At 47.7% G+C, this 12175-nt stretch carries 14 protein-coding genes and 1 riboswitch; all 14 genes read right to left on the reverse strand.

Translation table 11 applies throughout. The features are described from left to right. Window positions 1-3: 3 nt before the first annotated feature. On the reverse strand, window positions 4-1155 hold the full coding sequence (locus BKD12_RS10720; RefSeq protein WP_070089301.1) for a MerR family transcriptional regulator: 1152 nt from the start codon (window positions 1153-1155) through the stop codon (window positions 4-6). A gap of 65 nt (window positions 1156-1220) precedes the next feature. Continuing rightward, window positions 1221-2270, reverse strand: coding sequence for a sulfate/molybdate ABC transporter ATP-binding protein (locus tag BKD12_RS10725; protein ID WP_070089302.1), 1050 nt, complete (start codon window positions 2268-2270; stop codon window positions 1221-1223). A gap of 20 nt (window positions 2271-2290) precedes the next feature. Then, window positions 2291-2995: a molybdate ABC transporter permease subunit gene (gene modB / locus BKD12_RS10730; RefSeq protein WP_070089303.1), complete on the reverse strand. Its 705-nt coding sequence runs from the start codon at window positions 2993-2995 to the stop codon at window positions 2291-2293. A 14-nt stretch (window positions 2996-3009) separates the two neighbouring features. Further along, entirely contained in the window at window positions 3010-3912 is a 903-nt protein-coding gene (gene modA / locus BKD12_RS10735) for a molybdate ABC transporter substrate-binding protein (protein ID WP_070089304.1), read from the reverse strand. A 51-nt stretch (window positions 3913-3963) separates the two neighbouring features. Then, on the reverse strand, window positions 3964-4899 hold the full coding sequence (locus BKD12_RS10740) for an MOSC domain-containing protein (protein ID WP_070089305.1): 936 nt from the start codon (window positions 4897-4899) through the stop codon (window positions 3964-3966). A gap of 5 nt (window positions 4900-4904) precedes the next feature. Next, a complete protein-coding gene (gene moaA, locus BKD12_RS10745; protein ID WP_070089306.1) occupies window positions 4905-5873 on the reverse strand; it encodes a GTP 3',8-cyclase MoaA in 969 nt (322 codons plus the stop codon). A gap of 28 nt (window positions 5874-5901) precedes the next feature. After that, entirely contained in the window at window positions 5902-6936 is a 1035-nt protein-coding gene (locus tag BKD12_RS10750; RefSeq protein ID WP_070089307.1) for a molybdopterin-binding protein, read from the reverse strand. 86 nt (window positions 6937-7022) lie between these two features. Then, a riboswitch (molybdenum cofactor riboswitch) is annotated at window positions 7023-7159 on the reverse strand. A gap of 9 nt (window positions 7160-7168) precedes the next feature. Then, entirely contained in the window at window positions 7169-7576 is a 408-nt protein-coding gene (locus BKD12_RS10755; RefSeq protein ID WP_070089308.1) for an HI0074 family nucleotidyltransferase substrate-binding subunit, read from the reverse strand. Then, window positions 7560-7829: a nucleotidyltransferase family protein gene (locus BKD12_RS10760; protein ID WP_070089309.1), complete on the reverse strand. Its 270-nt coding sequence runs from the start codon at window positions 7827-7829 to the stop codon at window positions 7560-7562. Before BKD12_RS10760 ends, BKD12_RS10755 begins: the two co-directional genes overlap by 17 nt. A 132-nt stretch (window positions 7830-7961) precedes the next feature. Further along, entirely contained in the window at window positions 7962-8336 is a 375-nt protein-coding gene (locus BKD12_RS10765; RefSeq protein WP_070089310.1) for a PH domain-containing protein, read from the reverse strand. Between the two features lie 169 nt (window positions 8337-8505). Beyond that, the gene (locus BKD12_RS17270) at window positions 8506-8601 is read right to left on the reverse strand and encodes a putative holin-like toxin (protein WP_242872757.1); all 96 of its coding nucleotides are present in this window, start codon (window positions 8599-8601) and stop codon (window positions 8506-8508) included. A 175-nt stretch (window positions 8602-8776) separates the two neighbouring features. After that, window positions 8777-9787 carry a GGGtGRT protein gene (locus BKD12_RS10770; RefSeq protein WP_070089311.1) on the reverse strand — a complete coding sequence of 337 codons (1011 nt, stop codon included), beginning with the start codon at window positions 9785-9787 and terminating at the stop codon, window positions 8777-8779. 79 nt (window positions 9788-9866) lie between these two features. Further along, window positions 9867-10559 (reverse strand): iron-sulfur cluster assembly scaffold protein, encoded by a 693-nt coding sequence (locus BKD12_RS10775; protein WP_070089312.1) that lies wholly within the window; start codon window positions 10557-10559, stop codon window positions 9867-9869. Between the two features lie 144 nt (window positions 10560-10703). Beyond that, window positions 10704-12149 carry a GNAT family N-acetyltransferase gene (locus BKD12_RS10780; RefSeq protein ID WP_070089313.1) on the reverse strand — a complete coding sequence of 482 codons (1446 nt, stop codon included), beginning with the start codon at window positions 12147-12149 and terminating at the stop codon, window positions 10704-10706. Window positions 12150-12175 lie beyond the last annotated feature (26 nt).

Genomic DNA, 12175 nt, shown 5'->3' on the forward strand with positions numbered 1-12175 from the left:
ATTTTACCGATCCCAGTTCACCCACAAAGGCGTCTTCGACTTGCTCCAATAGGAAAGGGTAAGCGCCACAGGGTTCATAATCCTTTCTGCAGCCAATACCGCAGAGTATCTTGTATAGTCTCCTTTTGCATCGATGTCCGCAACAGACCAGAATATGCTAATGTACATGGTATATATAATATCCAGCACTGCCGGCATGATCAGCTGCCCCGTCATAAACCAGCCGATTAAAGCGATCAGGACGCTGCCGATGATTGCCGCCGCTGCCGGATATCTTGTTTTTCGGAAAAAATCCCGCCAAACTCTCTGGATGACAAGAAGGACCAAGACATACCCGATTATCAGTCCCCAGAAAACCGGGAGGAAGCTGCAGATACTCTGCTGCATCTCTTCTCCTGCAAAGAAAGAAGTCACCATCATAAGGATCGGTGCGCCAAGAAGCGCTGAGAGATGAAATACCACTGTCTGTACAGCCATTTTCGCCGACCACCAGACTGCAATGCCGCATCCGATCATCAGACAGAACGCTACTGTAAAGAGGAAAAACATTTCTGCTCCGTCAGGCCCTGCATCTATCATCTCGTTACTCCCTGCGAAATCTCTTGCAAATATCTTTATCCACAATTTTTTCCTGGACACGTCAAAAACATTCCTTGTTAAAAGTGTCACACCCAGATGCAAAAGATATCCCCAGATCAACATTCCTCCGATATGAAAATGAAACTGTCTCTGGTCAAGCAAAGTCTTACTCATATCCTCTGCAAGCACCTTTTGCAGCCGTTCCTTCCAGAATGTTCCGTCGCCATCCAGGATACTTTGATCCAGGCTTTCCAGATCCATCCGGCTCTGCAGGATATTTTCACAGGTTCGCCGCACCTCTTTCAGCCGGGTTTCTTCCTCTTCTATCTGCAACAGTCTGTGTTCGATCACTGTTTCCAGAGTCTCTTCCTGCATATACAGTTCTTTAATCTCATCCAGTGTGATTCCAAGCAGCCTCAGCACCTTGATCTGCTGTAGCCGCAAGACGTCTTCTTCACTGTACTCCCGGTAGTTGTTCTCTTTGTTGCGTCCAGGCTTTAACAGGCCTTCCTTCTCATAATACCGGATGTTCGCCGCCGGGATCCCGGTCAGACGTTCTGTTTCCTTGATCTTCATATCCCCCGCCTCCCTTTTTCTTTTATCATAGGGGTTAAAGTCACTTTAAGGTCAAGAAATAATCATTATTTCAACAATAATATTTTTTCTTCCGGCATCTCAAGAAACTCCGGCATCCCTTTTTCCTCTAAAATTCCCAGCAGTTCTCTTTGGACAAACCAGCAGATCTCCTCTGCCCCCTTGGCCGCACCTTTTATGAAATATTTCCGTTCAAAGGGAAGTTCCGCTATACTGCCTACCTCTGCGGCAATACAGTTTTCTTTTCTCTCTCCCCATACCGGAATAAAATCGTGGGCACGGAAACCAATGTGGGTAATATCCTCCGGAACTGTTCTTTTCATCACCAGGCTTACGCACCAGTCCGGAATATCTATGGTATGCGCATCGACTCTCCGGATTTTCACAATATTCTTGCAGCCGCTGATCCTGGCCGCTTCCACCCGCTTCGGATCGGCAAAGATTTCTTTGACGCTGCCGCTTCGGATGATCGTCCCCTGATCCATCACCAGCAATTCCTGACTGAACCTATAGATCTCGTCCCTGCTGTGAGATACCAGGATCACAGTCCCATCATAATCCTCCAGCATTTCCTGCATCTCCTGCTGAAGCCGGTCTCTTAAATATACGTCCAGCGCCGAATAAGGCTCATCCAGGAGAATCATCTCCGGCCGGTAGGCCATGATCCTTGCAAGCGCCACTCTTTGCTGCTGCCCGCCGGAAAGCTGCCCCGGAAGTCTTGACTCCAAGCCTTCCAGGCGGAATTTCCGGATCATTTCACTGGTCCGTTCCTTCTTTTCTGCTTTGGTCCCCCGCACTCCCGCGCCGATGTTGGCTTCCACCGTCATGGTAGGGAACAGGGCATAATTTTGAAACAGATATCTGATCTTTCGCTTCTGAGGCTTCCAGTTAATCTTCTGCGCCGAATCATACACGGTCTTCCCCTCGATACAGATCCGTCCGCTGTCCGGCTGCTCGATCCCCGCAATACTTTTCAGCGTCATGCTTTTTCCGCAGCCGGAAGCTCCCAGGATACCAATCCTTTTACTGCTACTGTCCAATTTGATATCCAGCTTAAAATCCCCGTATGTTTTTCTGATTTCTGCCTGTATGGACATGTCTTCTATCTCCTCTTAAGCTACCACCGTTTCGTCTGCTTCATGTGCTTTCCGGATACCAGATTCATCAGGAACACGATTCCGAAGGCGATCAGCATCACAATAACGACCCAGATACCCGCCGTTAAGTAACCTCCATCCTGGATGACCATAGCGATCTTCTGGGAAATCGTCCCTGTTTTCCCTGGAATGTTTCCGGCCAGCATGGAGGTGGCACCGTATTCCCCCATAGCTCTTGCAAAAGTCAGGATGGTGCCGGACAGGATACCAGGCCCTGCTGCCGGAACCGCCACCTTCCAGAAGATTTCCACTTCTCCCATCCCCAGCGTCCTGGCCGCATAGATCAGATTGACATCCACCAGCTCAAAGGCCGCCCTGGCATTTCGGTACATCAAAGGAAATGCGATCACCGTCGCCGCAATAATACACCCAAGCCAGGTCTGCACCACTTTGATGTCAAAATTTTCAAAGAGAAAGATTCCAAGAGGCCGTCTGCGGCTGAATAAAAGCAGGAGGAAAAAGCCCGCCACCGTGGGCGGCAGAACCATTGGAAGAGTCAGGATCCCGTCTACTATGGCCTTGACTCTTGGCCCTGCCTTCACTACCTTTCTCGCTGCAAAGATTCCCAGAAAAAAGGAAATAATGGTAGCCACCACGCCTGTTTTTAATGAAATGTATAACGGACTCCAGTCCAACTCCCTTAAAATCTTAAGGATTTCATCCATAATTATTTTCCTCGCTACCGCTCTACATCCGTATCAAAATAATAGGAGTCAAATACTTCTTTTGCTTCATCAGATAAGATAAACTCATAAAAGTCTGCCGCAGCCTCTGCCTGGAGTTCATCCGCCTCCTCATTCACTACCTGGCAGATCGGATAGATCACGTCTCCGGTCAGATCATAGCTGACTGTTTCCAGGACCTCCAGATCATCCTCATATCCATAGGTGTCTGAATAATAGGTCGTTCCCACTTCACAGGAGCCTTCCGCTACTGCCATTAATACTTTACTTACATTGTCCTGCTCGCTGATCTCCACGCCGCCAAGAGCTTCCGACACTTCTTCCGTGGTATATTCCTCTGCAGCTTTCGAACCGTCCAAAGTTCCCAGGGAGATCAGTGCTTCTCTCGTATACCGTCCTACCGGTACGCTTCCGCCGGCCAGCGCAATGCTTTCAGCCTCGTTCAGATTCTCAAGGCCTGTCACCGTTGTGCCGCTGTCCTTCAAAGACACAACGACCACCTGATTGTTGACGACGTTGGCACGGGTTCCTTCTTTGACCAGCCCGTCCGCTTCCAGATCGTCCATCTGCTTCTGCGCCGCAGAGAAGAAGATATCGCACTCATATCCTTCCTGGATCTGAGTAAGCAGAGTGCCTGAGCTGTCTGCATTAAAGGTAATGGTCACATTTGGCTGAGTCTCATTGTATTTTTCTGCCAGCTCTTCCATCACTGTAATTAAGCTGGCTGCAATAAATACCTGAATCTCTGTCTCACCCAGTTCATCCGTCTCGCCTGTATCCTCAGATGTTTCTTCCTGTGTGGTTTCCTCACTGGTTTCCTCATTTCCGCCTCCTGCACATGCAGTCAGCGAAAACACCATCATACCCGTCAATAAAACCGATACCAATTTCTTCTTCATCTTTTCTCCTCCTTCTTTTGTTCTTTCACTTTTTCTTTCTATTTTTGCATCTTACTTTCTGGCACATTCCATAGCTGTTCCCCGCAGGATCATAAGTCCATGAGGAAGTTCAGGAAGCAAAAACTCCAGCGCCTCGCATACTGCCTTGGGACTTCCCGGCAGATTGACGATCAAGGTCTTCTTCCGGAGTCCGGATACTGCCCGGCTGAACATGGCACGCTTCGTGATCCCCATAGAATAGTTACGGATTCCGTCTGCGATTCCATCAGCCATCCTGTCACAGACTGCGATGGTCGCTTCCGGCGTTACGTCTCTGGGAGAAAATCCAGTTCCTCCGGTGGTAAAGATCACGTCCACCTGCCGCTGATCTGCAAGACGGATCAGTTCCTGCGTAAGAGGCTCCATCCCATCCGGCAAAAGCAGGGTCTCTTTGATCTCATACCCCGCATCTCTTAGCATATCCGCAATGACCGGGCCGCTTTCATCCTTTCGCTCTCCCGCTGCTCCTTTATCGCTGAGTGTAACTACCGCCGCTGTAAAAGGGCGCTTTTCATCCGGCGGCAATACCTCCATCTCATCCCCGGTCCGGATCCTGCCTCCCTTCACTACCTGGGAAAACACACCTTCTCTTGGCATGATGCAGTCTCCCATCTTCTGATAGATCTGGCAGTGCTGATGACATTCTTTCCCGATCTGTGTCAGTTCCAGAAGGACATCCCCGATCTGGAACCTGGTCCCGACAGGGAGACTGGAAAAATCTATTCCCTCTACGATCAGATTCTCTCCAAAAGCTCCCGGCTTAACCTCAGCGCCTTTCCTGCGGAACGCATCGATTTTTTCCTGTGACAGAAGACTGATCTGCCGGTGCCAGTTACCTCCATGGGCGTCGTTTTCAATTCCCCAGCCTTCACGGATCACCGCCTCATCCACAGGATGCTTGCTGGTTCCTCTCTTTTCGCTGATACAGATCCCTGTAATCTTTCCCATGCTATTTATCCTCCTATTTCTGTCATCCTTTTCGTCTCTGTGATTTTTTCAAGCTCTGTAAAGCAGTGTTCCGCCGGTTTTTTCAGGATCGCCTCTTTCAGAATCTCCCGTACGCCTTCCAGATCTCCAGTCCGCAATAGCTCCCTTATAGGAAATGACTCTCCGTAACACAGACAGGGCTTGATCTCACCTGTCGAGGTCAGCCGTAATCGATTGCAGCTGTCACAGAATTTTACGTGCATAGCGCTGATAAACCCGACGCTTCCCTTGTATCCCGGGATCCGTACATATCTGGCCGGACCGTTACCATGAATTTCTACATCCTCCTTAAGCGGCCCGAAATCCTGTGTAAGCTTTTTAAGGATCTCGTCTCCGGCAATCCCTTTTCCTCGTTTTCCATAACCGATGGGCATCAATTCGATAAACCGTACATCCAGCGGCGCGTCTTTCGCAAGCTCTGTCAGGTTCTTCCATTCTCCGTCATTGATCCCTTCCTGTAAAACCACATTGACCTTTACCTTCAAGCCTTGTGAAAGCGCCGCCTCCAGTCCTTTTTGAACCTTGAAAAGATACGGCCTCCCGGTCAGGGATTCATAAACTTCTGGGCAGAGTGTATCCAGGCTGATATTGACTGCATCCAGTCCGGCATGGCACAAATCATCCAGATATTCCTCCAGGAGCACACCGTTGGTGGTCATGGTCACTTCCCGGATCCCCGGTATCTCTTTTAATTTACGGATCAGTCCCGGACAGCCTTTTCGCACCAGTGGCTCTCCGCCAGTGACTTTGATCTTAGAAATCCCAAGCTCTGCTCCGATCCGGCAGAATGTTTCGATCTCTTCATAGGTCAGGATTTCTTTCATGTCTCGCCAGGGAACACCCTCCTCCGGCATACAGTACTTACAGCGCAGATTACAGCGGTCTGTAATGGATATCCGCAGATAATCAATGGTTCTTCCAAGCCCATCCTGCATATGACTTCCTCTTTTCCTGTATATTTTCCTATCCCTGCTTTCCAAACGGGCAGACGGGATAGTGACACTCGCTGCAGCCAAGACACAGTCCGCCGTGTCCCAGCTTCACAATATCTTTTCTTTCAATCCTTACCCCGGCGACCAGTTTAGGAAGCAGCAGGTCAAAAATCGTTGCCCTGGCATACATGACACAGCCAGGCAGACCGATGACCGGTGTGCCATCTGCAAAGTATCCCAGGCACAGCATCGCTCCCGGCAGTACCGGAGCGCCATAGGTCACGATATCCGTTCCCGAAGCCTTGATGGCTCCTGGCGTACGGTCATCCGGATCCACGCTCATTCCGCCGGTACAGATAATGAGATCCAGCCCGGATTTTTTCATATCCAGGATCGCTTCCGTGATCCTTCCCATATCATCTCCGCAGAGCCTGTGATCTGTAACCTCAACCTGAAAATCTGAAAGCTTCCTCTTTACCACCGGTGAAAACTGGTCTTTGATCAATCCTTTTTCCACCTCGCTCCCAGTGGTAATAAGGCCGGCTGTCGCTATCTTCCAGGGCAGAAGGCTAAGGAGAGGCCCTTCCTCTTCTGTTCTTACCGCCTCTTTTGCTGCCTCAAGCTTCTTTTCTTCGATCACCAGGGGAATGACCCGCATCCCAGCAAGCTTGTCCCCCGCCTTCACAGCTGTATCTGTATGACGGGTGGCGATCATCAATTCTTCGATATCATTGACTGCATACAGCCGTAGGGCGTCCACCCGAAAAAGGCCGTCCTGATCTGCGATCAGCTCCGTCTTTCCCTCTTTTACTTCGGTGGCATGCATACCCTCATTTTTGCACAGTTCAAGAAGACGCAGCGCACCCTCATCCTCATGTATCATCCCTTCTGTTTTCTCCCATACATAGAGATGTTCCTTTCCCATAGACAAAAGCACCGGAATATCTTCTTTTGTTACTACATGTCCTTTCCGGAACCTTGGTCCCTTGCTTACGCCGGGAATGATCTGCGTCATGTCATGGCAGAGCACGTGCCCCACCGCTTCTTCTGTCTTTACCAGCTTCAATGTATCCGCCTCCTGTCCTTAAATATAAAAAAACTGCCCTTCACAAAAGAGCAGAGTAAGAGAAAGGGGCAGTCTTTCCCCTTGTATTTCTTTATGCCTGCTCTCCTTTTCAAACACGGAAGGCATATCCGTTTCCCGATATACCCTGATGGAACACATGCGTTCCCGGCCCGGCCGCCATAGAAACATCCGTAGGCGGAGAGGCTCGGAGAGTACTGTTTATGATTCATATTTAGTCTGTTTCTAAAATCTTTTCAACGCATTTCCGGAATTCCCAGAGCTTGTCGATATATTCATGCACAATCCTCTGACAGTATTCCTTTACAATAACTCCATCATAATCATGGGCCAGCTGATTTCGTATCTTCAGCATTTCCATCCATATGTCATCATCAATAAGATCTGCCTGATACGAAGTCTTTAACACCTCTCTTGGAGATCCGGAAACAAATCCCGTCATTGCATAATGCTGTATCAGAATATCTTTCATTACTTTCCATGCCAGATCAAAAGTAATACTGAATTTTGCACTTGTACCACTAAGCACAAATGAATCAGCCATATCTCGCTCTCTTGCCTCTGTTAAAGAGTCCAGAGAATTTTTAAACGATTGAAATCTTTTCTCAAATTTTACGTCCATATTGTCTGATATCCTCCAATATAAACTGATTCCGGCAGCTATCAAGGTCCAAAAGATCTATTTTATACAACGTCGGTATCAAATCCATTTCTTCGGCTAATCCTTCAAAATCCTTGACGCCTGAAACTGCGATGTCTATATCACTCTTCTTTAAGGCTGTTCCTTTTGCTCTGGAGCCATATAAAATAATCTCTTTTGCATGATACTTTCTGCAAAGCCCTGCTGCTTCAGTAAGAACCTCTTCTACTGTCATCTTGACTCGCGCTCCTGTCTGATTTGTCTCAAAAAAGAAATCTATTCATTAAAAATCATATCACGGGATTTGTGGAAATACAAGCAAAAAAGGCATCTTCCGCCTTCAAGAAGATACCTTTTTTGGTTTCATTTACAATATAAAATTGCTGATTATCTGGCAAATCTGAACAACATTGCTCTGCCCTGTAAATTCAAATTTTACTTTTCCTAATCCACTGAAATACATTTCCAGTTCACTATCCAGGTCAAGTACTCCGGCAGTTTCCACCGAATAAGCGCTGACCTTCGAGTATGGAAGGGAGGTAAAATCCTTCTTTTTCCCGGTCATCCCCTGAACATTTACCGCAATGACACGTTTATTTGTAAAAACACAATAATCTCTCATAGCCTTGTATGCTCCGATGACCTGCTCTCCGTTGATCAGGATCTGCTGGATATCTCCCATAACAGAGCCAGGATCAATCTGTTTCATTTTAACATAAGCACTGTTGGTAAAATCAATCATATTTTCTCCTCACTTTCATTGCATATGCAGGCTTCTCTATTTCCGCTTGTTTCTGTCTGCTGAATATGCTATAGTATAGTCAGAAATGGAGCAACCGCCCACAAAGTGGTTAGCCTCAAGGGTATTATATAAGCCTACCTAATCCGCCAAGATTACAAGGTAGGCTTATTTATTTTCGCTTGTTTCTCCTATCAATATAGGCAAGCAGCGCAATCAGAAACGAACCGCCCAAAAACAACAGGCTCAAAACTTCGTATGTATCCATTTGCACCACCTCCCCTCTTTTTCAAGTGCAGGGAGGCTTACCACCTTGCATCACGGTCACTCCGTAAAGAGAGTATAGCACAGCGAACAAAATAGAACAATCTTATTGTATCTTAAAATTTAGGGCTCCCGATAAGTATTTACCTTATCGGAAGCCCTCATTTTTACACTATTCTTTAGAATTTTCCAGCTTTCTTTGCCTCTTCAATGCTTACTGCAACTGCAACGGTCATACCTACCATCGGGTTGTTTCCTGCACCGATCAGACCCATCATTTCTACGTGAGCCGGTACGGAAGAGGATCCTGCAAACTGAGCGTCAGAATGCATACGTCCCATGGTGTCTGTCATACCGTAGGAAGCCGGTCCTGCAGCCATGTTGTCCGGATGAAGGGTACGTCCTGTACCACCGCCGGAAGCTACGGAGAAGTATTTCTTTCCTGCTTCTACACATTCTTTTTTGTAGGTTCCTGCAACCGGGTGCTGGAAACGTGTCGGGTTGGTGGAGTTTCCTGTGATAGAAACGTCAACGCCTTCTTTCCACATGATCGCAACGCCTTCACGCACGTCATTTGCACCGTAGCAGTTTACTTTGGAGCGCAGTCCGTCAGAGTAAGAAATTCTCTGTACTTCCTTAAGCTCGCCTGTAAAGTAATCATACTCTGTCTGTACATAGGTAAATCCATTGATTCTGGAGATGATCTTTGCAGCATCTTTTCCAAGTCCGTTCAGGATTACACGGAGTGGTTTTTTACGTACTTTGTTTGCTTTTTCTGCAATACCGATCGCTCCCTCTGCTGCTGCGAAGGACTCGTGTCCTGCCAGGAAGCAGAAGCAGTCTGTTGTCTCCTCAAGGAGCATTTTTCCAAGGTTACCGTGTCCAAGCCCTACCTTACGCTGATCAGCAACGGATCCTGGAATACAGAATGCCTGCAGTCCTTCTCCGATAGCTGCTGCCGCATCTGCTGCAGTCTCGCATCCTTTCTTGATAGCGATTGCCGCACCTGTGATGTAAGCCCAGCATGCATTTTCAAAACAGATCGGCTGGATGCCTTTGATCTGGTTATATACATCCAGTCCGGCATCTTTTGTGATCTTTTCAGCTTCTTCTAATGAAGCGATCCCATAGCTGTTCAATACTTCATTGATTTTATCGATTCTTCTTTCATATGATTCAAATAAAGCCATTTATGTATCCTCCTGAATTTATAACATTCTTTTTATTGCGGATACGTATAGATGTTACCATCGATCCGCCCTACCTCGACTACTCTTTACGCGGATCAATGATCTTCACAGCGTCATCTACACGGCCGTACTGTCCTTTTGCCTTTTCCCATGCATCGTTCGGTGTATCGCCTGCTTTGATGAAATCTGTGAATTTTCCAAGGTTTACGAACTGGTATCCGATGATCTCGTCGTGATCATCCAGTGCGATGCCTGTTACATATCCTTCCGCCATCTCAAGATAACGAGGACCTTTGGCTAATGTACCGTACATGGTACCAACCTGGGAACGGAGTCCTTTTCCCAGATCTTCCAGACCTGCGCCTACAGCAAGTCCATTCTCGGAGAAAGCGCTCTGTGTTCTTCCGTATACGATCTGAAGGAAGAGCTCTCTCATAGCTGTATTGATCGCATCACAGACAAGGTCTGTATTCAGTGCTTCAAGGATGGTTTTTCCAGGCAGGATCTCAGAAGCCATGGCTGCAGAATGAGTCATTCCGGAGCATCCAAGTGTCTCTACCAGCGCCTCCTGGATGATACCGTCTTTTACGTTCAGTGTCAGCTTACATGCTCCCTGCTGCGGTGCACACCAGCCTACACCGTGTGTAAATCCGGAGATGTCTTTGATCTCTTTGGCCTGTACCCATTTTGCCTCTTCCGGGATTGGAGCTGGTCCGTGATTTGCACCCTGAGCTACCGGACACATCATTTCTACTTCATGTGAATAAATCATTTTAAAACTCCTTTCAACTATGCACATTTTTCTCTCGTAAGGCTTGTTATTACTTTAACACCATACTTAGTTTTATTTTCTCATATTCTAAATCTTTCGTCAATCGTCACTTTGTTCAATTTTACAGCCTGATTTTTCTGATTTTTAGTTTCCGATCATGCTCCAGAACTCACTGTCCGTCTGATAGGCTTCCAGCTCTTCCAGTTCAAAAGGCGCCGTCACCCAGATATATCCAAGGTCATTTGCATCTCCCTCCGGATAATTCAGGTCAAAGCCGATCTCGATTCCATCCGCATAAACGAAAAAGTTCGGGACATAAGCGCCATCCTCACTGTTCCCTTCCAGCATGCTCTTCATAGCGTCCTGATCCAGCTCCGAAAGGAACTCTTCATTATCCGCTTCATCCCGCATGCCCTGGGCCCATTCATTCAGGAACTCCCCGCTAAGATCCACAATATCCTTCACCTGGTAAACGGCGCCGTCCTTCAGGCTGATATTCAGCGTCCTTAAGCCGGGATCATAATATTCCTCACTGCCCTTATAGCTGTTGTCCTCAAAAACGATGCTTATAAAATCGTTGCTGGCATAGCAGACCTTATATTCTACATAACTGATCAGGGCCGGTGTTGATGCCTGCAGCACACGGTCGCGGATTTCGGTTGACGGATTCTCATAAATCTCATCTACCGTCTGCATTGCCGTTTTCTGGATCGTTTCATTGACCGCATCCTGGACCTGAGTGTCTTCCATCCCGCTGATGACTGGATAATTGACGTAAAAATCAATCATAACCGTAGAATTCTGTTCTCCATTTTCCGAATACACATCTTCCTCTAACTCATAAGACAGATCGTCTGCAATTTTTTCTTCTATCGCATCGATCCCTGTCAATTCTTCTGTGTCATCCTGGGAACTGTCATTTCCAAAGTCTCCGCCGTCATCATAGTATCCGCCGCCATCTCCGAAATAGTCATACGCCTCTCTGGATCTGGCAGATTGTTCCATCATACTTGCCACATTTCTTACCAGAAAAAAGCCAGCCACACCCACTGCGATCAGAAGGCATGCTCCTATGACTGCAGCCAGGATCACCGGTTTTTTTGACTTCTTTACCGGCTGTACCAGACCCGGGATCACGAAAACTTCCATAGGCACATAGGTAATCCCATTCTGCGTCTGTTCTTCCCCGGTGATCTGCATTCCCAGATGAAGGTAAGCTTCTACAGCCGATGGAGCAGAGTTTACTGTCAGTTTCCTGACCCCCAGCCTCTGCGCCACAAAATTATAGGCCGACTGGAAGAGCATGCGCCCGATCCCTTTTCTCTGCCAGTTCTTCCTCACAAAGAAAAGTGCGATGTGACCATCGGACATAAGCGCCAGTGTCCCGGTAAGCTCCGGACCCTCATAGGCGCCAAAGAAGATGATCCCGCCGCTTTGAAGCATGGGCAGCAGGTTCTCATACTTGATAAACTTCTGAAATTCCGCCACTCCCTCCGGCGTATACCGCGGGGCAGTTTCCTCTGCAAACACCTTCCATACCAGATGAAGTGCCGGAAGTATTTCCTGTTGATTTAGTATCCTGATCTCCATAGTTTCCTCCTGTCTCCTAAGTGCCT

The sequence above is a fragment of the Merdimonas faecis genome (assembly GCF_001754075.1).
Lineage (GTDB): Bacteria > Bacillota > Clostridia > Lachnospirales > Lachnospiraceae > Merdimonas > Merdimonas faecis.

Coding starts and splice junctions, on each gene's coding strand:
- moaA (WP_070089306.1), bottom strand. CDS start 5,873: ATGCAGGATGGGCTTGGAAGAACCATTGATTATCTGCGGATATCCATT.
- BKD12_RS10770 (WP_070089311.1), bottom strand. CDS start 9,787: ATGGCTTTATTTGAATCATATGAAAGAAGAATCGATAAAATCAATGAA.
- BKD12_RS10775 (WP_070089312.1), bottom strand. CDS start 10,559: ATGATTTATTCACATGAAGTAGAAATGATGTGTCCGGTAGCTCAGGGT.
- BKD12_RS17270 (WP_242872757.1), bottom strand. CDS start 8,601: ATGGATACATACGAAGTTTTGAGCCTGTTGTTTTTGGGCGGTTCGTTT.
- BKD12_RS10760 (WP_070089309.1), bottom strand. CDS start 7,829: ATGACAGTAGAAGAGGTTCTTACTGAAGCAGCAGGGCTTTGCAGAAAG.
- BKD12_RS10780 (WP_070089313.1), bottom strand. CDS start 12,149: ATGGAGATCAGGATACTAAATCAACAGGAAATACTTCCGGCACTTCAT.
- modB (WP_070089303.1), bottom strand. CDS start 2,995: ATGGATGAAATCCTTAAGATTTTAAGGGAGTTGGACTGGAGTCCGTTA.
- BKD12_RS10725 (WP_070089302.1), bottom strand. CDS start 2,270: ATGTCCATACAGGCAGAAATCAGAAAAACATACGGGGATTTTAAGCTG.
- BKD12_RS10765 (WP_070089310.1), bottom strand. CDS start 8,336: ATGATTGATTTTACCAACAGTGCTTATGTTAAAATGAAACAGATTGAT.
- modA (WP_070089304.1), bottom strand. CDS start 3,912: ATGAAGAAGAAATTGGTATCGGTTTTATTGACGGGTATGATGGTGTTT.
- BKD12_RS10720 (WP_070089301.1), bottom strand. CDS start 1,155: ATGAAGATCAAGGAAACAGAACGTCTGACCGGGATCCCGGCGGCGAAC.
- BKD12_RS10740 (WP_070089305.1), bottom strand. CDS start 4,899: ATGGGAAAGATTACAGGGATCTGTATCAGCGAAAAGAGAGGAACCAGC.
- BKD12_RS10755 (WP_070089308.1), bottom strand. CDS start 7,576: ATGGACGTAAAATTTGAGAAAAGATTTCAATCGTTTAAAAATTCTCTG.